27 protein-coding genes are annotated in these 24,806 nt (G+C 36.6%); 10 read left to right on the top strand and 17 right to left on the bottom strand.

The annotated features are described in order from the left end of the window. Positions 1 to 69: 69 nt before the first annotated feature. The 5 genes from ACQVV1_RS21405 to ACQVV1_RS21385 form a co-directional block, all read right to left on the bottom strand. Positions 70 to 1,014, bottom strand: a complete 945-nt coding sequence (locus tag ACQVV1_RS21405) for an ABC transporter substrate-binding protein (RefSeq protein ID WP_063223923.1) — start codon at positions 1,012 to 1,014, stop codon at positions 70 to 72. 190 nt (positions 1,015 to 1,204) lie between these two features. Further along, the gene (locus tag ACQVV1_RS21400; RefSeq protein ID WP_000212060.1) at positions 1,205 to 2,017 is read right to left on the bottom strand and encodes an ABC transporter ATP-binding protein; all 813 of its coding nucleotides are present in this window, start codon (positions 2,015 to 2,017) and stop codon (positions 1,205 to 1,207) included. Positions 2,018 to 2,032: 15 nt separating this feature from the next. Continuing rightward, complete coding sequence (locus ACQVV1_RS21395; RefSeq protein ID WP_098556240.1) at positions 2,033 to 3,049, bottom strand: FecCD family ABC transporter permease; 1,017 nt, start codon at positions 3,047 to 3,049, stop codon at positions 2,033 to 2,035. Further along, positions 3,046 to 4,101, bottom strand: a complete 1,056-nt coding sequence (locus ACQVV1_RS21390; protein WP_063223925.1) for a FecCD family ABC transporter permease — start codon at positions 4,099 to 4,101, stop codon at positions 3,046 to 3,048. Before ACQVV1_RS21390 ends, ACQVV1_RS21395 begins: the two co-directional genes overlap by 4 nt. A 302-nt stretch (positions 4,102 to 4,403) precedes the next feature. Next, positions 4,404 to 4,628 carry a YuzB family protein gene (locus ACQVV1_RS21385; RefSeq protein ID WP_000526076.1) on the bottom strand — a complete coding sequence of 75 codons (225 nt, stop codon included), beginning with the start codon at positions 4,626 to 4,628 and terminating at the stop codon, positions 4,404 to 4,406. 284 nt (positions 4,629 to 4,912) lie between these two features. Between ACQVV1_RS21385 and ACQVV1_RS21380 the strand changes: the two genes are divergently transcribed. Both ACQVV1_RS21380 and lipL read left to right on the top strand, forming a co-directional pair. Then, positions 4,913 to 5,605, top strand: coding sequence for an RsfA family transcriptional regulator (locus tag ACQVV1_RS21380; RefSeq protein ID WP_000868355.1), 693 nt, complete (start codon positions 4,913 to 4,915; stop codon positions 5,603 to 5,605). 128 nt (positions 5,606 to 5,733) lie between these two features. Further along, a complete protein-coding gene (gene lipL, locus ACQVV1_RS21375) occupies positions 5,734 to 6,579 on the top strand; it encodes an octanoyl-[GcvH]:protein N-octanoyltransferase (protein WP_242254137.1) in 846 nt (281 codons plus the stop codon). Between the two features lie 48 nt (positions 6,580 to 6,627). Here lipL and pta read toward each other — a convergent pair whose 3' ends face one another. Next, complete coding sequence (gene pta / locus ACQVV1_RS21370) at positions 6,628 to 7,599, bottom strand: phosphate acetyltransferase (RefSeq protein ID WP_000067215.1); 972 nt, start codon at positions 7,597 to 7,599, stop codon at positions 6,628 to 6,630. Between the two features lie 281 nt (positions 7,600 to 7,880). Here pta and hemQ point away from each other — a divergent pair, with 281 nt between their 5' ends. The 4 genes from hemQ (at position 7,881) to gerQ (ending at position 11,283) form a co-directional block, all read left to right on the top strand. Beyond that, complete coding sequence (gene hemQ / locus ACQVV1_RS21365; RefSeq protein ID WP_060633003.1) at positions 7,881 to 8,624, top strand: hydrogen peroxide-dependent heme synthase; 744 nt, start codon at positions 7,881 to 7,883, stop codon at positions 8,622 to 8,624. Positions 8,625 to 8,948: 324 nt separating this feature from the next. Next, the gene (locus tag ACQVV1_RS21360) at positions 8,949 to 10,220 is read left to right on the top strand and encodes a serine hydrolase (RefSeq protein WP_242254135.1); all 1,272 of its coding nucleotides are present in this window, start codon (positions 8,949 to 8,951) and stop codon (positions 10,218 to 10,220) included. A 175-nt stretch (positions 10,221 to 10,395) separates the two neighbouring features. Next, a complete protein-coding gene (gene cwlJ / locus ACQVV1_RS21355) occupies positions 10,396 to 10,818 on the top strand; it encodes a cell wall hydrolase CwlJ (RefSeq protein ID WP_063223928.1) in 423 nt (140 codons plus the stop codon). A gap of 27 nt (positions 10,819 to 10,845) precedes the next feature. After that, positions 10,846 to 11,283, top strand: coding sequence for a spore coat protein GerQ (gerQ, locus tag ACQVV1_RS21350; RefSeq protein ID WP_000068638.1), 438 nt, complete (start codon positions 10,846 to 10,848; stop codon positions 11,281 to 11,283). Positions 11,284 to 11,314: 31 nt separating this feature from the next. On the opposite strand, the gene ACQVV1_RS21345 is transcribed toward gerQ, so the two are convergent. The 3 genes from ACQVV1_RS21345 to ACQVV1_RS21335 all read right to left on the bottom strand — a co-directional run bounded on the left by ACQVV1_RS21345 (position 11,315) and on the right by ACQVV1_RS21335 (position 13,034). After that, positions 11,315 to 11,683 (bottom strand): DUF423 domain-containing protein, encoded by a 369-nt coding sequence (locus ACQVV1_RS21345; RefSeq protein ID WP_000688311.1) that lies wholly within the window; start codon positions 11,681 to 11,683, stop codon positions 11,315 to 11,317. A gap of 64 nt (positions 11,684 to 11,747) precedes the next feature. Beyond that, the gene (locus tag ACQVV1_RS21340; protein ID WP_063223929.1) at positions 11,748 to 12,035 is read right to left on the bottom strand and encodes a YwdI family protein; all 288 of its coding nucleotides are present in this window, start codon (positions 12,033 to 12,035) and stop codon (positions 11,748 to 11,750) included. A 6-nt stretch (positions 12,036 to 12,041) separates the two neighbouring features. After that, complete coding sequence (locus ACQVV1_RS21335; RefSeq protein WP_242254313.1) at positions 12,042 to 13,034, bottom strand: potassium channel family protein; 993 nt, start codon at positions 13,032 to 13,034, stop codon at positions 12,042 to 12,044. 95 nt (positions 13,035 to 13,129) lie between these two features. Here ACQVV1_RS21335 and ACQVV1_RS21330 point away from each other — a divergent pair, with 95 nt between their 5' ends. The 3 genes from ACQVV1_RS21330 (at position 13,130) to ACQVV1_RS21320 (ending at position 15,913) form a co-directional block, all read left to right on the top strand. Continuing rightward, positions 13,130 to 14,413, top strand: a complete 1,284-nt coding sequence (locus ACQVV1_RS21330; RefSeq protein ID WP_431169474.1) for a purine/pyrimidine permease — start codon at positions 13,130 to 13,132, stop codon at positions 14,411 to 14,413. 178 nt (positions 14,414 to 14,591) lie between these two features. Further along, complete coding sequence (locus ACQVV1_RS21325) at positions 14,592 to 15,413, top strand: Cof-type HAD-IIB family hydrolase (RefSeq protein WP_063223932.1); 822 nt, start codon at positions 14,592 to 14,594, stop codon at positions 15,411 to 15,413. A 209-nt stretch (positions 15,414 to 15,622) separates the two neighbouring features. Continuing rightward, on the top strand, positions 15,623 to 15,913 hold the full coding sequence (locus ACQVV1_RS21320; RefSeq protein ID WP_002191320.1) for a DUF3817 domain-containing protein: 291 nt from the start codon (positions 15,623 to 15,625) through the stop codon (positions 15,911 to 15,913). A 41-nt stretch (positions 15,914 to 15,954) separates the two neighbouring features. On the opposite strand, the gene ACQVV1_RS21315 is transcribed toward ACQVV1_RS21320, so the two are convergent. The 5 genes from ACQVV1_RS21315 to ACQVV1_RS21295 are packed head-to-tail and all read right to left on the bottom strand — an operon-like array spanning position 15,955 to position 20,420. Next, positions 15,955 to 16,632 (bottom strand): uracil-DNA glycosylase, encoded by a 678-nt coding sequence (locus tag ACQVV1_RS21315; protein ID WP_242254131.1) that lies wholly within the window; start codon positions 16,630 to 16,632, stop codon positions 15,955 to 15,957. 19 nt (positions 16,633 to 16,651) lie between these two features. Next, the gene (locus tag ACQVV1_RS21310; RefSeq protein WP_063223934.1) at positions 16,652 to 17,644 is read right to left on the bottom strand and encodes a DUF2705 family protein; all 993 of its coding nucleotides are present in this window, start codon (positions 17,642 to 17,644) and stop codon (positions 16,652 to 16,654) included. After that, a complete protein-coding gene (locus ACQVV1_RS21305) occupies positions 17,637 to 18,554 on the bottom strand; it encodes an ABC transporter ATP-binding protein (protein ID WP_063223935.1) in 918 nt (305 codons plus the stop codon). The genes ACQVV1_RS21310 and ACQVV1_RS21305 overlap by 8 nt, the downstream gene beginning before the upstream one ends. Then, positions 18,551 to 19,432 (bottom strand): SGNH/GDSL hydrolase family protein, encoded by an 882-nt coding sequence (locus ACQVV1_RS21300; RefSeq protein WP_242254129.1) that lies wholly within the window; start codon positions 19,430 to 19,432, stop codon positions 18,551 to 18,553. The genes ACQVV1_RS21305 and ACQVV1_RS21300 overlap by 4 nt, the downstream gene beginning before the upstream one ends. A 10-nt stretch (positions 19,433 to 19,442) precedes the next feature. Then, positions 19,443 to 20,420: a LacI family DNA-binding transcriptional regulator gene (locus tag ACQVV1_RS21295; protein ID WP_309259570.1), complete on the bottom strand. Its 978-nt coding sequence runs from the start codon at positions 20,418 to 20,420 to the stop codon at positions 19,443 to 19,445. A 97-nt stretch (positions 20,421 to 20,517) separates the two neighbouring features. Here ACQVV1_RS21295 and ACQVV1_RS21290 point away from each other — a divergent pair, with 97 nt between their 5' ends. Continuing rightward, positions 20,518 to 21,144, top strand: coding sequence for a YczE/YyaS/YitT family protein (locus ACQVV1_RS21290; protein ID WP_242254125.1), 627 nt, complete (start codon positions 20,518 to 20,520; stop codon positions 21,142 to 21,144). A gap of 24 nt (positions 21,145 to 21,168) precedes the next feature. On the opposite strand, the gene ACQVV1_RS21285 is transcribed toward ACQVV1_RS21290, so the two are convergent. The 3 genes from ACQVV1_RS21285 to ACQVV1_RS21275 form a co-directional block, all read right to left on the bottom strand. Further along, complete coding sequence (locus tag ACQVV1_RS21285) at positions 21,169 to 22,464, bottom strand: homoserine dehydrogenase (RefSeq protein ID WP_242254123.1); 1,296 nt, start codon at positions 22,462 to 22,464, stop codon at positions 21,169 to 21,171. 141 nt (positions 22,465 to 22,605) lie between these two features. Next, positions 22,606 to 23,511: a homoserine O-acetyltransferase MetA gene (gene metA / locus ACQVV1_RS21280; protein WP_431169471.1), complete on the bottom strand. Its 906-nt coding sequence runs from the start codon at positions 23,509 to 23,511 to the stop codon at positions 22,606 to 22,608. Beyond that, positions 23,495 to 24,793 carry a bifunctional O-acetylhomoserine aminocarboxypropyltransferase/cysteine synthase gene (locus tag ACQVV1_RS21275; RefSeq protein WP_309259571.1) on the bottom strand — a complete coding sequence of 433 codons (1,299 nt, stop codon included), beginning with the start codon at positions 24,791 to 24,793 and terminating at the stop codon, positions 23,495 to 23,497. Before ACQVV1_RS21275 ends, metA begins: the two co-directional genes overlap by 17 nt. Positions 24,794 to 24,806: the final 13 nt, after the last annotated feature.

Raw genomic sequence — 24,806 nt, 5'->3', positions numbered from 1 at the left:
CTATATTAATTGCCTTTATAAAAAGAAAAAATCACTTTTACCAGAGTAAAAGTGATTTTTTATTATATATTATTTCCCTAAAACGAACTCAGAAACTTCATCTAAGATCATTTCTTTACCTAGTGGGAAGTAACCTTTATTTAAGTCTTCGTTTTTAATTGTAAACACGTGGTTATTTTTAACAGCGTTCATATTTTTCCAAATTGATTCTTCTTGGAATTCTTTTAGACGCTGAGAACCGTCACCAGTCGTAAATACGAATAAGTAATCTGGGTTGTAATCGATTAAAGCTTCTTTTTGTACTTGTACTAACGGTTTATCAGTTGGTGTACCTTTAACTGCTGGTAATTTTAAATCATTAAAGATTACGCTACCGTAACCGTAGTCACCGTATACACGGAAAGCATTCGGATATGCAGCCATTTTCATGAATTTAGCATCGCCAGTTTTCGCAACGATTTTGTCATGTATTTTGCTTGCTTTTTCGTCATACTGTTTGAACCATTCTTTTGTTTCTTTCTCTTTACCGAAGATTTGACCTACTTCTTCGAATTTTGGACGCCATTGGTCTAATGGAGTTTTTAACATAACTGTTGGTGCAATTTTAGATAATTGATCATAAATCTTTTCTTGACGATTGTTTACAAGAATTAAATCTGGTTTTGCAGCAGCTACTGCTTCGATATTAATTTTATCGCCCCAAGCAGAACCAACTGGTTTTACGTCTTTTAATTTCTTTTCAATATGTGCATCAATTTTTTCTTGAGATGTATTAGCAGTAATAATTGGTTTCATACCAAAGATTAATAATTCTTCTGTTGAACCACTAAGGTCAGCAATTTTCTTTGGATTTGCAGGGATTTTAATTTCCCCTTTTGCGTGTTGTACAGTGCGCTCTTCAGTCTTCGCATCCTTCGCATCTGCTTTCTTCTCTTCTTTGTTAGAACAAGCTGCAAATAGTACAGAAGTAACGACTAGTACCATTGCTAATAACGCCATTTTAAAATTCTTCATGTTCCCACTCCTTCTAGCTGTATTTCTCTTATAAGTTACAGTGAACTATAAGAAACAAGGTTAACAATTAATCAATATATTTTTATTAATTGTTGTTTATGCCCCGTTCTAACGGGTGTTCAACTTCCTATTTACTAATAAGAAGCTGAACGTCCATTAGAAGCCCCCCTCTTTACGAGGGGAATTCTACTTATGCTTTTTTACGCAATTGATTACTAATCATCGCTAAATCATATGTTAAACAAATCGGTTTACAGTTTACTGGACATGGAACGATTTGAGCTTCAATCTCAAATACGTTACGAAGTGTTTCACTCGTCATAACTTCATCTGGTGTTCCTTGTTTCATTAACTTACCTGCTTTTAATGCGATCATATGATCTGAGAAACGAGAAGCATGGTTTAAGTCATGGATAACCATAACAATCGTTCTACCTTCTTCTTCATTTAACTTTTTCAATAAGTTTAATACCTCTAATTGATGGGCCATATCTAAGTACGTTGTCGGTTCATCTAGTACGAGTAATTCTGTCCCTTGTGCAAGAGCCATCGCAATCCATACGCGTTGACGTTGCCCACCTGATAACGCCTCTGCTGGACGATTTGCGAATTCTGTCATTCCCGTCACTTCAAGTGCCCAATGAATGTAGCGATAATCCTCTTCTTTCAACGTTCCAAATCCTTTTTGATGAGGAAAGCGTCCATATGAAACGAGTTCAAACACAGTAAGGCCAGTTGGCACTTCTGCAGTCTGTGGTAAAATCGCCATTTTCTTTGCGATTTCTTTCGTTGGCTGTTTCTCAATTGCTTTTCCGTCAAGATAAACAGTACCTTTTTTTGCTTTCAAAATACGAGAAGCCGTTTTTAATAATGTGGACTTCCCACAACCATTTGGTCCAATAATTGTTGTAATTTTCCCTTCCGGAATTTCAACTGTTAATCCATCAATAATTAACCCTTCATTATAGCCAACAGATACCGCATCAACTGCTAAAGTTGCCATACAAAAAGCCTCCCTTTATTTTGTCCTCATAAGTAAGTATATGAAATACGGTGCACCAATTACAGAAATAACAAGACCGACCGGTATTTCTGAAGTTGGTAACACACTTCTTGAAATTACGTCTGCGAATAAAAGTAAAAACGTTCCTATTAGTGCAGCTGTAGGCAGCATAATTTGATGTTTACCACCAACAAGACGCCTTGCTAAATGTGGAGCCATTAAACCGATAAAACCAATTCCTCCGGCAACAGCGACAGATGCACCTGCTAAACAAACTGCAATAAATAATAATTTACGTCTTTCTTTTTCTACGTTTAAACCAAGACCAACTGCTGTAGAGTCGCCTAGGTTCATTACATTTAATATGTGCGCCTTACTAATAGCAAGTGGCAAGAAAATAACCATCCATGGAAGTACACTTAGCACGAACTTCCAATCTGTGCCCCACAGACTTCCTGCTAACCAAATCGTAGCAAAACGGAAATCGTTAGATGTCATCTTCATAGAAAAAATTAAACTAACAGCACCAAATCCGGCTGCAACGGCGATACCAACAAGTATCAATCGAGTAGATGAAACGCCGTCCTTCCATGCTAGTAAATAAATAATAACCGCTGCTAATATCGCTCCAACTAACGCGAAGAATGGAAGGATAAATACAGATAAAAATGTACCAGTCCCAACTTTCCCGAAGAAAAAGTAGACAAATATAACAACTGTTAATCCCGCTCCAGCATTAATACCGATAATACCTGGATCAGCAAGTGGATTTCGTGATAACCCTTGCAAAATCGCACCTGACATAGCTAAAGCCGATCCAACTAATATAGCAATAACCATACGTGGCATACGAAATTCAAATAAAATAACAGACTGATCTTCAGCCCCGAGTCCAACCAATGACTTTAATACGTCCATTGGTGGTATTTTAAATGTCCCTGTATTTAAACTCACTAAAAATACAGTAACGATTAATCCTACTAAAATTGTTAAAACAGAAACGTTCTTTTTTGTTAAGACACTTGTCCTCACATTTTCCCTCTCCCTTCGTTACGTGCTAAGTAGAGGAAGAATGGAACTCCAATTAGCGCTGTAATTGCTCCAATTGGCGTTTCAAACGGCGGATTAATAACGCGAGATAACATATCTGCACATTCAATTAACAGCCCACCCAAAACCGCAGAACATGGAATAACCCATCTATAGTCTGAGCCTACAAGGAAACGAGTCATATGTGGGATTACAAGTCCAACAAATCCAACCGATCCTGCCATAGAAACTGCAGAACCTGTTAACACAAGAACAAGTACTGTTCCGATAAATTTAATTAATGTCGTATTTTGACCAAGTCCAATCGCAATTTCTTCACCGAAGCTTAAAATTGTAATATACCTCGACATCATAATTGCAATAAAGAGACAAACAAGCCCAATCGGCACTAACATATTAATACTTTCCCATTTCACTCCAGCAACCCCGCCTGCATTCCACATACTCACCTCTTGGGCAAGGTTGAAATACAGTGCAATTCCAGATGAAATGGCCCCTAATAAAGCACTAATCGCTGCACCTGCTAAAGCTAATTTCACAGGTGTTAATCCACCTGGTGAAGAAGACCCAATTCCATATACAATGCTCGCTCCAAATGCAGCACCAATAAAAGATGCGATAACGAACATTAAATAAGGTGAATTAGGGAAGAATGCATACATAATTGCAATTCCAAACACAGCCCCATCTGTAATCCCCATTAACGATGGAGAAGCAAGTGGATTTCGCGTCATACCTTGCATAATTGCTCCTGATACCGCTAAAAAAGCACCTGCAACTACGCCCCCTATTGCTCTAGGCATGCGAAGTTCTTGAATTACGTTATGATGCGTCAACGACCCATCAAACTGAAACACAGCTTGCCATACAGTCTTTAAACTAATATCAGCAGCACCAAATGAAATAGAGACTGCCATGCTTAAAGCTAACAAAACCGTACCTACTACTAAAATAATAGAAGCAATGAGCGGTCTGCTCTTAATCTCTTTAACATTCACATCTTGCTGTTCTATACTCCTTGCGCTCGCTTCCATCCCTCAACCATCCTAACCAACAACATATATTTAATGAAATGAAATTTATTCTCAAATAGTAATAAAAAAATTAGGCGAATTGACCTTTTCATGATAATGATTATCAGAATCACACTTTCTATTCTACCTATCGCTTTAAAAGGCTGTCAACCATTATTTTGAAATATAAATTTATATAGATCAAAATTTATATAAACGGATATCGCCTATCCTTCATTGAAACTCAATTAAACTTTTGTAGAATAAATCATTCCTCTTATGGACATAAAAAAAGAAGAGTAATCTGTTCACTCTTCTTTTTCTTACTTATTTAACTTCACTTCAATCTTTGTAATTAATTCATCTTCTGTTGGAGCCGCAACTGGACGATTATTTACAAATGCGAATGATTTTTTACGACCAGGACCACAGTAAGACTGACATCCAACTTCAATCGTTGCACATGAATCTACTTTTTTTAACTTCGGAATCAACGTTTTAACGTTCGTTGCCTGACAATCATCACACACACGAAATTCGTTTCCCATTATATAACACTTCCTCTATTTTAAACTTTTCTCAAGTACATTTAAAAATAAACACTAAATGGTATTTTACCGCTCTTTGAAGCTCGTTGCAAGTTTCCTTGCGACGCTCTTTCTTCATATAATGCTACATATTTATATGTTCTACTACAGAGACTTCCGTCATTCTTGGCAAAATTTATACCTTTCATCGAAATCTACCATATTTTTAAAAGCTTTGTATAAAAGCTCATTTTTTTGCCCATTATAAAAATAGGAAGTTCATAAAAAGAAAGGGAGTTGAATCTATGAAAGTAAGACAAGATGCTTGGACGGATGAGGATGATTTATTACTTGCTGAAACTGTACTTCGTCACGTTCGAGAAGGAAGTACTCAATTAAATGCATTTGAAGAAGTAGGAGATCAATTAAATCGTACATCGGCTGCCTGTGGTTTCCGTTGGAATGCTGTTGTTCGCTATAGCTATGAACAAGCTCTTCAACTAGCAAAAAAACATCGTAAAGATAAAATGCGTGCTGCAAGCGGGGAACAAGCGAAAAAACGTTTACTTTATACACCACCAGCTTCAGATTCGATAACTGATTATGAAGAATTCGTACAAGAGGAATCAATTGTACAATATAAAGAAGCTATTCCATATCAAGAATCTACCGTTCCTGTTGCAAAAAGCTCTATGACAATGCAAGATGTTATTTATTTCTTACAAACAGTTGGATCCTCAAATATAAAAGTAACAGCTCTCGAAAACGAGAATACGAGATTGAAACAAGAAATTAAAGCACAAATCCTTCGAAATGAAGAACTAGAAAAGAAACTAGAAAAATTAGAAAAGCAATCTCATACTGTACAAGAAGATTACGAAACACTTATGAACATTATGAACCGAGCTCGTAAGTTGGCAGTCATGGATGACGAAGAACGTTCTCAAACATCTTTCCGAATGGATCGAAACGGTAATTTAGAAAAAATTGCAGAATAAAAAGGATGCATGTAATGCATCCTTTTTATTCTTTCACACCTAAACTTTCCCTTTATATATGAGAAAACTCCATTCTTCATTTTTTGCTATAATAGAGATTGTCATTTTAAAGATAAGGGGTTAGTTATATGAGCAATTCCCGTTCCATTTTATCGCAGCCAGAGTGGCGTATTGTAGATCAGTCTAGTTTAGGACCAACATTCCATGCATTGCAGTCATTCGCAATGGATGACACATTATGTACTAGTATCGGAAATGGTCAATCAGCTGCAACAATGCGTTCTTGGGTTCATCACAATACAATTGTTCTTGGCATTCAAGATTCACGCCTACCACACTTAGAAGAAGGTATTTCCTTTTTAAAGGAAAACAACTTCAATGTTATCGTTCGTAATTCCGGTGGACTTGCAGTCGTACTTGATGAAGGTGTTCTAAACGTATCACTTTTATTCCAAGAGACGGAAAAAGGTATTGATATTGATCTTGGATACGATACGATGTGGCACTTAATTCAGGAGATGTTACACGACTATGATGTTACAATCGAGGCAAAAGAAATTGTAGGTTCTTACTGTCCTGGTAGCTATGACTTAAGTATTCGCGATCAAAAATTCGCTGGCATTTCACAGCGACGTATTCGCGGCGGTGTCGCTGTCCAAATTTATCTTTGTGCTACAGGAAGTGGCTCTGAGCGTGCCACACTCGTTCGTGATTTCTACAACCTAGCAATCCAAGGAGAAGAAACACGCTTTACGTATCCTGAAATTGTACCGAGTACGATGGCTTCACTTTCAGAATTACTTGGCGAAACCATTACAGTGCAAGATTTAATGATGCGCCTTTTAAAAACACTGCAGCAATTCGCTCCAAAGTTAACACCATCTCAATTAACAGTAGATGAAGTTCCTTTATATGAGACGAATTTACAACGTATTATTGATCGTAACAATAAAGCACTTGGCTTAGAAAAATAAAGACCGTCGCTATTATAGCGACGGTCTTTATTTCAATTCATTATAGAATTAAAGTGCTTGAGCTGCTGTAATTAAAGCTAACTTGTACACTTCTTCTTCGTTACATCCACGAGATAGGTCATTTACAGGCATGTTTAAACCTTGTAAGATTGGTCCTACTGCTTCGAAGTTACCTAAACGTTGAGCGATTTTGTAACCGATATTACCAGCTTCTAAGCTTGGGAATACGAATACGTTAGCATCACCTTTAATTGTAGAACCTGGAGCTTTTTTCTCAGCTACAGATGGTACGAATGCAGCATCGAATTGGAATTCTCCATCTAAAGTTAATTCTGGAGCCATTTCTTTTGCAATGCGAGTTGCTTCTACAACTTTTTCTGTTTCTGGAGATTTCGCAGAACCTTTTGTAGAGAAGCTTAACATAGCAACGCGTGGGTCAATACCGAATAATTCAGCAGTTTTCGCACTCTCGATACCAATTTCAGCTAAATCTTGGCTGTTTGGTGCAATGTTAATTGCGCAATCAGCGAATACATATTTCTCTTCTTCACGTACCATGATGAATACGCCAGAAGTTTTTGTAACGCCTGGTTTTGTTTTAATGATTTGAAGTGCTGGACGAACTGTATCAGCTGTAGAGTGAGCTGCACCACTTACTAAACCGTGTGCTTTGCCCATGTATACAAGCATTGTACCGAAGTAGTTTTCGTCTTTAAGGATTTTGCGAGCGTCTTCTTCAGTTGCTTTACCTTTACGGCGTTCAACGAAAGATGCTACCATTGCATCCATTTCTTCGTATGTAGCTGGGTCATAAATATCAACGCCTGCTAATGTTAAATTCATGCTAGCAGCTTTTGCGCTAATTTCTTCTTTATTACCAACTAAAATTGGTTTTACTAACTCTTCTTTTGCTAAACGCTCTGCAGCGCCTAAAATTCTTTCATCAGTTCCTTCAGGAAGTACGATAGAAATGCCTTTTCCTTGAACTTTTTCTTTTACTGTTGTAAATAAGTTGCTCACGAATAAACCCTCCTACATATGTTAAAAAAACTCTATCTTTAAGAATACTGCTTTTCCTCTATATTTTAAACTTATAGCTCCCAAAAAATAGATAAAATAAAAATGATTATATTTTCATAAAATTCAGCATAGAAATAAAGCCCCCTTTAAGCCTTATCTTCTCCTATTTTCAAGTAAATTAAAATGTGACAATTTTATGTGCCAAGGTTTTATATAGATGATTTTAAAACTATATATGCTATAGTTAACGTGTAAAACTATCATTAACTGAGGTGAATAGAATGAGTGAAGCAACAACAACGTTAGATGGCTGGTATTGTTTACATGATTTACGTTCTATTGATTGGGCTGCATGGAAAACATTATCTAGCGACGAACGCGGACAAGCTGTGTCTGAATTTTTAAATGTCGTTGAAAAATGGAACGAAGTAGCTACTGCGAAAAAAGGCAGTCATGCAATGTATACAGTTGTTGGCCAAAAAGCTGATATTATGCTTATGATTTTACGTCCAACAATGGAAGAGTTAAATGAAATTGAGACAGAATTGAATAAAACAACATTAGCTGAATATATGGTTCCTGCATACTCTTACGTATCTGTTGTTGAACTAAGTAACTATCTTCCAGCTGATGAAGATCCATACCAAAACCCACAAATCTTAGCTCGCTTATATCCAGACCTACCAAAAGCAAATCACATTTGCTTCTATCCAATGGACAAGCGTCGCCAAGGTGATGACAACTGGTACATGCTTCCTATGGAAGAACGTAAAAAAATGATGTACAGTCATAGTAAAATCGGTCGTCAGTACGCAGGTAAAGTACGACAAGTTATTTCAGGATCAGTCGGATTCGACGATTTCGAGTGGGGCGTAACATTATTCGCTGACGATGTTCTTCAATTTAAAAAACTTATATATGAAATGCGCTTCGATGAAGTAAGTGCTCGTTATGGTGAATTCGGAACATTTTTCGTTGGAAACATTTTACCAGACGAAAAGGTAGAGAAATTTTTACACATATAAAGTGAAACTTTAATCAGCCCTCACCAATCGGGCTTTTACGGGCAATTGATACCCCTCCTAACTCCTTTGTTTTCGCTGAATTTCGAGGTAGGAATCTTACTGCCCGGCAAATAGCGGGGTAAATCGTAAAAAAGGAACGAAATTCGTTCCTTTTTTTATTATCTTCTATACTTCTCTTCAAAAAACTTCTTTTCTCTGCAAATTTGAACAAAAATCAACAAATTCTTTTCAAATTCCTAGTAAAATTGTAACCTTTTCATATCCAAATTTATGCTAAAATGGTACGAGCTACATGCTAATAACGATGCGAAGGTGATAAACTATATGAAGAAAATCTTGTCTATTTTACTAGCGCTTCTATTGTCAATTTCTTCCTTAGGAGTAACAACATCCCATGCGGAAGAAAAAATACATATAGAGGCTGCTGCTGCACTTCTGTTTGATGCAGATACAGGAAAAATACTGCATGAACAAAATCCAGATGAATTACTAGCTATCGCTAGTATGTCAAAATTAATTGTTGTTTATGCTGTATTAGAAGCAATTAAAGAAGGAAAAATCACTTGGGATACAAAGGTAAACATTTCTGATTACGCTTATGAAGTTTCACGTAATAATGAATTCTCTAACGTTCCGTTTGAAAAGGGACGCCAATATACTGTAAGAGAATTATATCATTCTATCGTTATCTTCTCTGCAAACGGATCTAGTATTGCCTTAGCAGAACTTCTTGCAGGAAGTGAGAAAAACTTCTTAAATCTTGCAAATGAACATGCAAAAAAACTAGGGTTAAAGAAATATAAATTTGTAAACGCTACTGGATTAAATAACGCTGACTTAAAAGGAAAACATCCTGAGGGTACTGATCCGAATGGAGAAAATTCCATGTCAGCTCGCGATATGGGTATTCTTTCAAAAACAATAATTACAAAGTATCCAGAAATGCTAGAGGATACAAAACAAAGATTTAGAAACTTCCCGGACAATCATCCGAAACCAATTCGTATGGAAAACTGGAACTGGATGTTACCAGGTGCCGCTTTCTCTTATGAAGGAACAGATGGTTTAAAAACAGGAAGTTCTGATACAGCCGGATACGGATTTACTATTACTGCTAAACGTGGTGATGTACGTCTTATTTCGGTTATTATTAAAACAAAATCAATGGACGAGCGCTTCACAGAATCTCGCGAATTAATCGAATATGGGTTTAATAACTTCGAAAAACAAAAGCTAAAAGTGAATAAAAACAATACAATTTCTGTAGTAAAAGGGAAAGAAGATCAAGTAACTGTTGCACCGGAAAAAGAAATAACAGTAATTGCGAAAAAAGGTAGCAAAGATTCTTATAAAATTGGGACTGAAGTAGATAAATCTCTTGCTAAAGATGGACATTTAGTTGCCCCCATTAAGAGAGATGCCAAAGTAGGCTCCATTACTTTAGAATCAACTGATAAGTATGGTTTCTTAAACGGTAGTAAAAGTATGAAAGTTACTGCAAAAACAACAGAAGAAGTTGAAAAAGCAAATTGGTTTGTGTTAACAATGCGCTCTGTTGGAGATTTTTTCTCAAACTTATGGTCTAAAGTATTTTAATGATGAAAAGCTGGCTCACGCTAGCTTTTTTTATTTTCCTCTCTCAATGTAAAACTTCGTTTGGTTGTCATATCTGAGTCCTTTTCCTCATACGTATGAACTAGTAATCGTTACACACTTCATCTAGAAATAAACCTCTTTCCAAAAGGTATTCCAAAAAGAGAGGTGACACATAATGGGTGTTATTGCTTATAACGAAGAAGATGTAAAGTTATTAGCTAGACTGATGCGTGCTGAAGCCGAGGGAGAAGGGCAACAAGGAATGTTAATGGTCGGAAATGTTGGGGTAAATCGTGTCCGCGGAAATTGTTTAGATTTTAAAAAAATACGTAATTTACGTCAAATGGTGTATCAAAATCCTGGCGGTTTTGAAGCAACTCAAAAAGGGTATTTTTATCAACGTGCAAGAGAACAAGATATCGCATTAGCAAGGCGAACGATTCAAGGACAACGTTTTTGGCCTGCCAACTTCTCCTTATGGTTTTTTAGACCTGAAGGCCCTTGTCCGCCAACTTGGTACAATCAGCAAAACTCTGGTCGCTTCAAAAAGCACTGCTTCTTCCAGCCATCTGCCGGAGACTGTCCAAGCGTATATTAAGGAATGAAAATGAGGAGGGATTTTTGAATGGCACAGCAACAAAATCCGTACTATGGAACAGGTTTTTATCAACCATCTGGAACTTATGTACAACCGCAACAAATGACTGCCGGGCAGCAACAACAACAGCAAGCAATGCAACAACAAGCTGCTCAAGCTGCTCAAGCCCAATATGCAATTTCTCAAGGTATGTTACCTCTAGAACAATCCTATATTGAAAATATTCTTCGCTTGAATAAGGGCAAACAAGCTACAGTTGTAATGACCTATGAGCGCGGTAGCTCACTCGGTACACAATCGTATACAGGTATTATCGAAGCTGCTGGTCGTGATCATATTGTAATTAGTGAGCCACAATCAGGGAAACGTTATTTACTATTGATGATTTACTTAGATTATGTAGAATTCCCAGAAGAAATTACGTATTTACCTAGTCAACAAGCAACTTATGCTCCAAGACCATAACAAAAGCTGGCATATGCCAGCTTTTGTTTTTTTATAACCCTTTTACAACTGCAGTTCCGACTAAGATCCATGCCACGATAAACGCTACACCACCAAGAGGTGTAATTGGTCCAAAGAACTTAATCCCTGTTGTGCTTAACGCATATAGACTACCTGAGAACATAATAATCCCAGCTACCATAAGCCAACCAGCAGTAGTTAAAAGTGATGATTGAATCTTATCCATTAATAAAGCAACTACGAATAGCCCACCTGCATGGAACATTTGATATGTAACGCCTGTCTTCCAAACTTCTAACATTTTTGCAGAAATTTTATTTTCTAAACCGTGTGCTCCAAATGCCCCTAACGCAACAGATAGCCCCGCTGCAATACAACCTAGTAAAAAGAAAATTTTCATTTTAATTCCCCTTTTTTATTTTTATCATAAGCAATTTTCACATATAATCCAAACGATTTAATTCTTAAAAATCAAATAACGAATTACCATTTGCGCCTTCTTCTTTTATATACACAGGTTCTCCAGAAACCGGCATAACTGGTTGAACAGTTGTTATAGGCTGCGTTCCAATTACTTGCGATTGAATTTGCGGCTCTCTATACGTAGGAGATTCAACCTGTTCATCTAATAGTAAATCACATAAAGCACGCACAACTAATAAATGATCTTTTGATTTTTGTCCTTCACTACTTTTTGCCTTTGCAATTTCATTCGCCATTTTATTTAAAATCTTATCGCTCGATATTTGCATTCCTTATCACCTCGTACTTTGTAGTTCTTTCTCAAATTGCCCCAGCTTCTCTACTGAACCAAATACTATTATCATATCATGTTCTTGCAATTTTTCCTGCCCCGTCGGATTATGTATAACATTCCCATTTCTCAAAATCGCTAAAATTGTTACATCAAATTGATTTCTCACATCACTTTCTAGTAACGATTTACTAGCTAAAATAGAGCCCTTGCCGACTGCAATTTCTTCAATTACAAATGACTGATCCACGCCATACAGTACTGTATCAATATAATGAACTGTTAGCGGATTCGCAATACCTTTTGCAATATGAATTCCTGCCATACTAGATGGATTAATCACCTTATTTGCACCGGCACGCCTTAATTTGTCTTCGGTTTCTGGTTTTTCCGCTCTTGCCACAATTTTAATTGCATCATTTAATCCTCTTGCCGTTAATGTAATAAATACATTTTCAGCGTCATTGGCTACGATAGCAACTAAACCGGCTGCCTTTGAAATTCCAGCATGATGTAACACTTGGTCTTCCGTCGCGTCCCCATGTACATACAAAAGTTTTTCCTTCTCCAATATACTTTCATCTTTATCCACGACGACAAATGGAATTTTCTTTTCTTGCAATTCATGTACAACTTGAAGCCCCACTCTACCGCAACCACATACGATAATATGATTTTGTAACTGTGCTATTTGTTTATCCATCTTCTTCCTCCGTACTGCATGAAATAAATTCCCTTCAATAATCATAGCTGCCACTACACCAATTGCATACGTAACGATACCAACGCCAACTGGTATAATAAGAAGCGCAAATACTTTCCCTGCATGTGTTAAAGGAACGGCATCTCCGTATCCAACAGTTAATACGGTAATCATCGTCATCCAAAATGCTTGAAACAAACTAATCTCTTCAATTGTCATAAATCCTAACGTTCCTAGAATTACAACAAAGGTCATACATATAACTGCTATCCATAATTGCTTACGTGCATTCATATCGTGTTTCAACTCTTTTCTCTATCTACAATCTTTGCCAGTGGAAATGAAATACATATATACTAGATACGGAATCTATGAAAGAGGTTGATATAATGAAAACATTTCTTTCCGCCTTACAATGGGCGCTATTTATTTTAGCTGGGAGCCTTATTGTACCAATTAGCGTCGCAACTAGTTATGGCCTCGATGGAGCTGAAGCTATTGCATTCGTACAAAGAACATTATTTGTTCTTGGCTTTGCTGGTCTACTGCAAGCTATATTTGGACATAAACTTCCTATTCAAGAAGGTCCTGCAGGCCTTTGGTGGGGGATTTTCTCCCTTTATGCAAGTTTAGGTGTCGTATTATTTGGATCAAGCAATGAAACACTTAAAGTCCTTCAATACGCCTTCCTATTAAGTGGCATTATTTGTATTATTCTTAGTGTTTTTGGACTCATCGATAAGCTAGTTCGCTATTTTACACCGACAGTCATTGGAACATATTTATTTCTTCTTGTCGCACAACTTAGCGGTTCCTTCTTAAAGGGAATGTTCGGCCTTGACGGACAACATACAGAAGTACAAGCCGACGTATTTATTCTTTCACTCATTGTTATTTTACTATCCTTTTTCATTATGAAGCTACCTATTGTTGGACAATATTCCGTTCTTTTCAGTATTGTCTGCGGCTGGATATTATTCGCATGCTTCGGATTATCTAATCCAGTAACGCCTGTGACAGATGTAATCCGTTTTCCATCCCTATTTGTTTTCGGAATGCCTCGCATTGAATGGAACATGGCGATTACGGTAGTGTTCGTTACACTATTACTTCTAACAAATATGTTAGCAAGTATTCGCGTTGTGCAAAAGATTGTCTCTAAGTATGAAGAAGGTGCCGCACCAGATCGTTTCAAACAAGCTGGCATTATAACAGGAATCAATCAATTACTAGGCGGTCTATTCTCAGCTATTGGACCTGTCGCCATTTCTGGATCAGCAGGGTTTATTGCAACAACTAATATTTATAAGCGACTCCCATTTATGTTAGGATCAAGCTTTATTATTGTCGTTAGTATATTCCCAAAGATCACTTCATTCTTTGCAGCAATTCCAGTTGCAGTTGGTTATGCTGCTATCTATCCTGTATTTGCAAGTATGATTGGTCTAGCTTTCCATGAATACGACACAGTACAAAATAAAGAACGATTATTTAAAGTAGCAGGCCTTTCCATCTTTACTGGGGTCGGAGTTATGTTCGTTCCAGCTGGAGCATTTTCTACACTCCCACCATTTCTAGCATCATTTTTAAGTAATGGTCTCGTTCTTGGATCTGTCATGGCAATTCTGCTTGAAATACTATTTTCTCGTTCTACAGAAAAACAACTATCGTAAATTGGAAAACTTCCATTATTGCACTCTACCTGTAGAGTTGTTACGATAAATTATCATGGGCAATACGCTCATGATAATTTATTTACTTCTTCCTGAAGAAGTTCGATGTCTTACTATTTATTCCTTAATATCTTCATGAACATGTATTTCTATTTAAATAAAGAAGGGAATTTTCAATATGACTTATAAAATGATTGTTTTAGATTTAGATGATACTTTACTACGTGACGACCATACCATTTCACCTCGTACGAAAGAGGCTCTAATGACTGCGCAAGAACAAGGAGTAAAGGTAGTACTTGCTTCTGGACGTCCAACATTCGGTATGCGCAATGTAGCGAAAGAACTTCGTTTAGAAGAATACGGCAGCTTTATTCTATCTTTTAACGGTGCAAAAATTATTAACTGTAAAACAAACGAAGAAATCTTTAGTAGTACGCTATCTCCTGAAATCGTTCACAACCTATTTGAAATTAGTAAAACTGAAGATGTATGGATTCATACTTACATTGGTGATGATATCGTAACGGAAGAAAATAATCCTTATACTGAAATTGAGGGCGATATTACTGGTATGCCAATTGTTGTAGTAGATGACTTTAAAGCTGCTGTTAAAGAGCCTGTAGTAAAAGTATTAATGAATAAAGAAGCTGAACGCCTTGTTGTAGTAGAAAAGAAACTACAAAAACAATTAGAAGGTCAATTAAGCGTTATGCGTTCGAAACCATTCTTCTTAGAATTTACTGAAGCTGGTGTTACAAAAGGAACGAGCTTAAACCAATTAATTCAAAAGCTAGGCATTAAGCGTGAAGAAGTTATCGCAATGGGCGATAGCTATAACGACCAGGCAATGATCGAATTCGCTGGTCTTGGTGTTGCAATGGGCAATGCACCAGATGATATTAAAGAAATTGCAAACTACGTAACAGATACAAATATGAACGATGGTGTTGCAAAAGTTGTAGAGAAATTTGTATTAAAAAGAGAAGCGCTCGTTTAATATTTTCACCCATAAAACCTATTTGAAGTCAAACACTTCAAATAGGTTTTTATTTAAATTCTCATGTTTTTGTGACTATATTTTGAACTTTGCACTATTCTCGTAGTGTAAACTTTCTTTTTGTATATAATGAAACAAAATAGACTATTTTATTTTGAAAAAGAATACAAATTTACTATAAACAAGCATACGTTAAAGGAGGATACTTTATGTTATCTACACCAATCGGACGATTAAGAGCAATCGGCTTAATTGAGGGGATTTCTTTCCTATTACTATTATTTGTAGCAATGCCATTGAAATATTTCGCAGGATTTGCAACAGCTGTTAAAATTACAGGCATGGCTCACGGCGTTTTATTTATTCTATTCATCTTCGCAGTAATTCAAGTAACAATCGTACACCGTAAATCGATTTTATGGGCACTTGGGGCATTCGTTTCATCAGTTATCCCATTTGGTACGTTTGTACTAGATGCAAAATTAAAGAACGAACAATAATAATAAAAAGGTAGTTAACGAATGTTAACTACCTTTTCTATTTATAAATTTGGAATTTCCCAATCAATTTTTCTCTCGCCCATATTAGCTAAAATCGCATTTACTTTAGAGTATGGCTTACTCCCAAAGAAACCACGTCTTGCTGATAATGGACTTGGATGTACGGATTCGATAATATGATGATTCGTATTCGTAATTAACTTCTTCTTCGCCTGTGCATGGCGCCCCCACAATATGAAAATAACTGGTTTTTCACGCTCATTTAATAGCTCAATCACGCGATCAGTGAAATGCTCCCAGCCTTTTCCTTTATGAGAATTTGCTTCACCTTGTCGAACTGTTAATACAGTATTTAATAGTAGTACCCCTTGCTCTGCCCACTTTACTAAATAACCGTTATTTGGAATATCGTACCCATATTCATCTCGAAGTTCTTTATACATATTTAGTAATGACGGTGGCGTTTTAATGCCTGGTTGTACCGAGAAGCTTAGACCATGCGCTTGATTCGGTCCATGATAGGGATCTTGCCCTAAAATAACGACCTTTGTATTTTCATAACTTGTATACTGAAGGGCATTAAAAATATCTTCTACCTTCGGGTAAACGACATGTGCACTGTACTCTTCTTTCAAAAAACTGGCTAAAGTACGATAATATTCTTTTTCAAATTCTGGTGCCAATAATGCCTCCCAATCATTCTTTAAAACATTTTCCATACCTTCACTTCCTATCCGATTAATTCACCATATCCTGCTTTGTAAACACTACAAACGAAATAATAAGAGAAACAACTGCCCAAACAGTTAAATTCATTAAAGAAAACCCCATCGATAAACCTTGTAATGCAGGTAGTTTTCCTGATAAATAATCTGTTAATGATAAGTTCACACTAAAAATATATTTCGCACCTTCCCAAGATGTTGCGAATGAACTTAAAATACCACCTGCGATTAATGCGGCTAGCATAACGCCCATACCAGCTGGTGTATTTCGAATTAAAACAGAAACCATAAAGGATATAGTTCCGACAACGATAGCAACAAACCAAGCTAATCCATACGCCATCAAAATGTATTGCCACTGAGGAATAAGATGTACAAAGTTCGTATTTAATGTTTCCTTATCAATGACAAATCCTGTTAACACAGGTAAATTCCATCCTGAGTATCCAAATACAAGCCCAGATAATATGTACGCAAACAGACCTACGAGAAGCAGTATGAGTGAAATGAAAAATAACATTGTCACATACTTACTAAGAAGTATTTTCCAGCGCCGAATCGGCCGCGTAAGTAACATCTTCATCGTTCCATCACTTCTTTCTCCTGAAACAATGTCAATAGCGACAATCATGACAAGAAGCGGAATAAACAATGTAATTCCTTGCTCAATAAACGCCCTTACAAAAGTTGGTGCACCTGGTGCCATCGGGTTAATATCGTGATCTAAATAATATTGTTGTTGCTCCACTCTTACCTTTAGCCAATCACGCCATTCTTCTGGCAACCTAGAGTTATTTAACCGATTCTGAGAATCAACAATTTGTTGTTGCAGTGACACTTTCCAATCAGTTGTGCCAAGTCGTTTTTGGGTCGTTTCTATTTCACGATACTGCGCATATACGAAAAGCGGGATCAAGATTGCTAAAATAAGCATGACAACAAAAATACGTTTCTTACGATAAATCTTTTCTGATTCATTCAAAACTAGATTCGCAAATTCACGCATGCTGCTCACCCCTTGTGAGTTCAATAAATAAATCTTCTAGCGTAAATACAAGCTCCTTAACACTATGTACATCTATCCCATTTTCTACAAAATATTTATTCCAACTACTTATAGATGCAATATCCATCCGGCATAGTAATCGGTCACCTTCTATACTCACTTCTCTTACTTCCTCAGCAGCTTCTAGCATATCTTTCGCCTTAGAAATTGGTGTAACAATCCATTCTACACGATCACTCGCTGTTTTAATTAACTCTTCAACCTTGGCAACTGTTATCATTTTTCCTTTATGAATAATCGCCACACGGTCACATATCATTTGTACTTCGCTTAGCAAATGACTTGAAATAAACACACTCATATTTTCTTCTTTCACAAGCTTATGTATAAATTCCCTAAGTTCTCTAATTCCAGCTGGATCTAAACCATTTGTTGGCTCATCTAATATGAGCAATTTCGGGTTTCCAAGAAGCGCTTGCGCAATACCAAGACGCTGTTTCATACCGAGTGAATATGTTTTTACCTTATCGTGAATTCTTTCATCCAAATGAACCATTTGAGCAATTTCAATAATACGTTCATCTGATATATCACCTAACATACGGGCAAATTGTTTTAAATTTTCCCATCCCGTTAAATATGTATACAGTTCTGGGTTTTCAACGATACTCCCAATTTGACGCATCGCTTCTCTGAAATTTTCCTTAATAGAATAACCACCAATAGAAATCGTACCTTCTGTTTCTTTAATCAATCCGACTAACATTCGAATGGTAGTCGTTTTTCCGGCACCATTCGGTCCTAGGAAGCCAAACACTTCTCCTTGTTTTACATCGAAGGAAATATTCTCTACAATTGTCTTCTTTCCAATTACCTTCTTCACGTCTCGTACGGAAAGTATCGTCGTCATTTTACCCCTCCTTGTTCTAGTTTTAATTTACTCGCAACATTTTGAACTAATCGGTCTGCCATATATGTATACCCTACTTCATTCGGATGGAAATGATCGGAGTATAATAAATCTTTCCCACGGTTTTGGAATAAATCAAATGTCGGTGTAATATACACATTTTTATTATTTATCGCTAACTTTTCTAAAGATGCATTCCAGTCTACAACAATGTTTGAAGACCCTTTTAAATCTTCTACATCTTCAAAAGGATTATATAAACCTAGCCAAAAAATAGGGCTATCTGTATTTAACTTACGAATTTCTTCTATAATTTTCTTCGCTTCATTTTGGAATGTTTCTGTATCAGGACGGTATGTTTCTAAATCTATCTTTCCAAGCGATTCCCAACCAGGAAATAAATCATTTCCTCCAATCGTTAAAACGATTACATCTGCTTGCTTAATTGAATATTGAGCGCCACTACTTTCAATTTGTTTTAATAAATCCGGCATTTTCGCACCACTAACCGCTAAGTTAGTTAAGGCAACCTTTTGCTTATAATCTTTTTGTAAATCTTCTTTCGTCCGTCCAATATAGCCAATTCCTTCTTTATCACCAACACCGCGTGTTAATGAATCACCTAAACTAACGATTTGTAACGTTCCTGTTTCCTTTTTCTCTTTTGCCACTACATCGGTCTTTTTAATTAAATTTGAAGCTTTCGGATTTAATACATCATTTACACCTGAAACAAAACCATATGCAAATAAACAGAAAGATGCAATTGTAATGAGTAGAATTACTTTTACTACTTTTGATCTCATATCAAAACCCCTTTTAGCTCTCATAGATTGTCCATAATTATACCAAACGCAATTTTGAAAAGCGATTTTCACACCTTATCTATTATGTTGTTTCCCTATGTACTAATTCTGGCAATAACTCTACGTGCTTTACATCTATTTTCTCATCATTAACCTTTTCATATAATAATTCAAATGCCTTCACGCCAACATTTTTACTAGAATATGAAATCGTCGTAATGCCTAAAATATCTGCCACATCTTGATCATCACAACCAATAATCGTAATATCTTCTGGAATACGAATTCCTTGTTTTTTCGCTTCCGTTACCATTCCCGCTGCAATATGGTTGCAAGATACAAGAAACGCAGTTGGTTTCACAGACATACGGATCCATTCCCTGATTACATCACGCCCATCCCCCACCGTAAAACAATCCTTAAACTTCCAGGCCTCTATCTGTGGTGCAGCAATCTGTTGAAGTGAATCCGCATATGCTTGTTTTCTTCTCTGACTATTAATACTATTGCTTCTTCCAATGCAATACCCAATACTTGTATGGCCGGCATCTATTAAGCTCTTCATCCCACGCGAAAACACTTTATAGTAATCAATGTGCACACTCGAAATGAAATTCGAGTCTATTTCTTCACACATAACAATCGGGCCAAATTTCGTATATTCTTCAAGCTGTTCCTTACTATTTGCCCGGGAACATATAATAACCCCATCAAGTTTTTTCATTTTTAACATATTCAAAATTTCTAATTCTCTTTCCTCACTATAATTCGTCTGACAAAGCATCATATTATAATTGTTTTTTGCTGTTTCCTTTGATATCCCCTCGATAATAGCGCTATAATATTGATCATTTACGTGCGGTAATAAAACGCCAATTACGTTCGTTTTTCCTTTCACTAAATGAATTGCATTCACATTTTGCGTATAATTTAATTCTTCTATGATCGCTAAAATTTCTTTTCGTTTCTGTTCATTCACATATGGATGATTATTCAGTACACGTGAAACAGTTGAAATAGATACCCCAGCAAGTTCAGCAATCTTTCTTATATTCGTCATCTCATTTTCCCCTTCTCATAAAAATTCTCCCTTGACCTGGTAAGCTTTCCACAATATATCCTGTCCTAGCAAATACATTTTGAAAGGATATACAACTATGCTTCGATTCAAATTAGAATATATATTTTTCATCGGCGGCCTACTTATTCTCGCCATCGGTATTAATATGATGACGACAATTACTTCCTTTGGACTTAGCCCTTATGATTCCTTCTTTATTGCACTATATCAAAATTTCGGGATAAGTATCGGTTTTTGGCTTTTCATGATTAACTTTGCTTTTACCCTTATCGTACTCTTTTGGAATAAAAAACAAATAACAGTTGGTACAATCGTAACAATGGTTCTTATTTCTCTTTTTGTTGATTGGATTGGTTCCATTACAACTATTATGGACGCTATCCGCTCTCTTCCAAAATATATAACACTTATTTGTGGAAATCTATTCGTTGGGACTGGGATTGGTCTTTATGTCTCTACAAACCTTTGCGCAGCACCTCAAGAGGCTTTCGTTTTAACAGTTGCTGAGAAAAAAAAATGGACATTTAGAAGAACAGAAATTTCATTAGCGTTTTTATTTTTAACATTAAGCTTTTTATTAAATGGACCTATCTATTTTGGAACTATTATCTTATCTTTTACAACAGGCTGGATTATACAAGCATTTATTCAAGTTGGTACGCAGATTTTAAATAGAAAAAAACCTATTAAGCAAGCCGCTTAATAGGTTTCTTTATTAGTCGAGATACTACTTAGCATCCCCTTCAATTCGATAGTTTGCTTTCACACAATCTATTTCTTCATACCCTTGCAACGTATGTAGAATATAATCATAATCAGCAAGAGACGCACGGTGCGTTACAATTACAATTTCAGCTTTTCCTTTCTCTTCAAGCGGCATTTGAATAATCTTTTCAAAACTAACATCACGCTCAGAGAATAATGAAGTAATTTTTGCAAATACACCAATTTCATCTTTTACATGAAGTCTTAAAAATTTCTTCACAACAATTTCGTCTGGCTCTTTTAATACCTTTTTATACTGCGGGGATACCGCACTATTTCCATTTACACCCAATCTAATATTTTGCATTACAGCTACTAAATCTGAAACAACAGCTGTTGCTGTCGGTAAGCTTCCTGCACCTGGTCCATAAAACATCGTTTCTCCAACTGCTTCACCATACACATATACAGCGTTATATTCGTTTTGCACGGCCGCAAGAGGATGTGTATTTGGAAGTAGTGTCGGTTCAACTGTAACCTCTAATTTTTCACCATCTCGCTTCGCAAGACCGATTAATTTAATCGTGTATCCTAAACTCTTACTGTATTCAATATCTTCTTCTGTAATAGAAGTAATCCCTTTTACCTTCACATCTCCAAGCTCTACATTTGTAGAGAAACCAAGGGTAGCCAAAATCGTCATTTTTCTTGCTGCATCTAAACCTTCCACATCTGATGTTGGATCTGTTTCTGCAAATCCAAGTTGTTGGGCTTCTTTTAACACGTCGTTATATGCTCTCCCTTCATCTGACATTTTCGTCAAAATAAAATTTGTCGTTCCATTTACAATTCCCATTACCTTCGTAATAAGATCGGAAGAAAGTCCTTCTACGATGCTTCGTAAAATCGGAATCCCTCCGGCTACACTTGCTTCATAAAACAAATCTGCTTTATTATCTTTTGCTACCGCTAATAGTTCCGCCCCATGCAAGGCCATTAAATCCTTATTGGCAGTCACAACATGCTTCCCACTTTGTAAAGCTTGCAAAATATATTCTTTTGCATCATCAATGCCACCCATCACTTCGATGACAACGTCAATATTTGGATTATCTAAAATTTCATTTGCATCTTGTGTTAATAGAGTAGAAGGTACCTCTACTTCTCTCTCTTTTTCAATATTTTGCACTAGTACTTTCGTTACTCTCACAGGACAACCTACTTGGTGTATAAGCCGCTCTTGATGATCTGTAATGATACGAACTACACCGCTACCAACTGTCCCAAGACCTAATAAACCAACTTGAATTTCTTTCATAATACTGTCCACCCCTCAAAAATTGTGTTTAGATGAAATTATATGAGCAAAAAATATGAAAAACAATATTTTTTGAACATTCGGAAAAATGAAGGTTAATCTGTACAAAGAAAACGTTGCCACGTGTTACACAATCTTTTTTTATAATACATAAGGGGTTTCTTGATACACGTAATAATTCAGCCAATTAGAGAATAATAGATTCCCATGGCTCCTCCACCTAACAAGCGGTTTCTCATTTGGATTATTATGCTTAAAATAATTTTTTGGCACATCAATATTTAACCCTTTTTGACGATCTCGTTCGTATTCTTCTTTTAACGTATCACAACTATATTCGCTATGACCGAGTGCGAAAACTTGCCTGCCTTCTTGCCCAATAACAAGATGAACACCTGCTTCTTCAGAGTTCGCTAATAATGTTAATTGTTCCACCTCTCTAATATCACTCTCTCGTACTTCTGTATGACGAGAGTGCGGAGCAAAAAACAACTCATCAAAGCCGTGTAACAATTTCACATGTTGTTCAAGGACCTCATGTTCAAATACACCAAACATTTTTTCCTTAAGAGGATACTTTGGAACGCCATAATGATGATACAAACCAGCCTGTGCCCCCCAGCAAATATGAAGCGTAGATGTTACATTCGTTTTTGAGTACTCCATAATACGCCCAAGCTCTTCCCAATAATCTACCTCTTCAAAAGAAAGAGTCTCTACTGGCGCCCCCGTAATAATAAGCCCATCAAATTTTTCATTCTCAATATCACGGAATGTTTTATAGAAACTCGTTAAATGTTCCTGTGCTACATTACGAGACAAATGCGATTCCATATGAAGTAAATGAACATCTAATTGCAGCGGTGTATTACCAATTAAACGAAGTAATTGCGCTTCTGTTTCTTGCTTTGTAGGCATTAAATTTAATATAGCAATTTTCAATGCCCGGATATCTTGTGTTTCTGCTCGCTCCTTCGTCATTACAAAAATATTCTCCTCCTGCAATACTTTGCGAGCTGGTAAATCTTTATCAATTATGATCGGCATGTTCTTTGCCTCCGACTAGCGCTGCTTCTAAATCTGCAATAATATCAGAAACATCTTCTATACCAACCGATAAACGAATTAAATCTGATGTAACACCAGCTAAACGCTGATCTTCAGCACTTAATTGTCTATGCGTTGTACTAGCAGGATGTATGACGCAAGTTCGTGCATCAGCTACATGCGTTACGAGAGTTGCTAGTTTTACATTTGCGATAAATTCTTTCGCTGCTTCTAATCCTCCCTTAATACCGAATGTTAAAACACCACTAGCACCTTTGTTCAAATACTTTTGTGCTAACGAGTAATTTTCATTACTATCTAATCCCGGATAATTCACCCATTCAATACGTTCATGATCAACAAGCCACTTAGCAACTGCGAGAGCATTTTCACTATGACGCTCCATTCGTAAATGCAATGTTTCTAAGCCGATATTGCTAATATACGCATTGAATGGGCTCATACAGTTTCCGTAGTCTCTTAATAATTGAACACGTGCCTTCACAATATAAGCTGCTGCACCAAAATTTTGAACGTAACTTACGCCGTGATAACTTGGATCCGGTTCAACAAGTTCAGGATATTTCCCATTTGTCCAATCGAAGTTCCCTCCGTCAATGACAATGCCACCTAAAGAACTTGCATGACCATCAATATATTTCGTCGTAGAATGAACGATAATATTTGCTCCATGTTCAAATGCTTGGCATAAATAAGGAGTGGCTAATGTATTATCCACAATAAAAGGTACTTCCAATTCTTTGGCTGCATCTGAAAATTCTTTGAAATTTAAAACGTTCATCGCTGGATTTCCTAGCGATTCCGCATAAACGAGTTTCGTCTGATCATTAGCAAGGGCCACAATTTCATCAGCTGTTAAATTTGGATTAAAGAACGTAACATCAATACCAAGTTTACGCAAACTCACCCCAAATAAATTAAACGTCCCGCCATAAACTGTGGAAGAACAAAGCAAGTGGTCTCCGCTACTACAAATATTTAAAACAGCGAGCATAATAGCAGCCTGCCCAGAGGCCGTTGCAACAGCTCCTACACCGCCTTCTAAATCTGATAACTTCTGCTCAAATGCTGCTAAAGTAGGGTTGCCAATACGCGTATAGATATATCCTTCTGCCTCTAAATTAAATAGTGCTGCTAAATCATCCGAAGTATCATATTTATACGTTGTACTTTGATAAAGCGGTAAAACACGCGGTTCACCATTCTTTGGCGTATAGCCACCTTGCACACAAATTGTTCCTTTTCCCCATGATTCTCCCATCTCTCATTCTCCT

Source organism: Bacillus basilensis, from assembly GCF_050630465.1.
GTDB lineage: Bacteria > Bacillota > Bacilli > Bacillales > Bacillaceae_G > Bacillus_A > Bacillus_A basilensis.
This window is presented reverse-complemented; position numbering and strand designations above follow the sequence as displayed.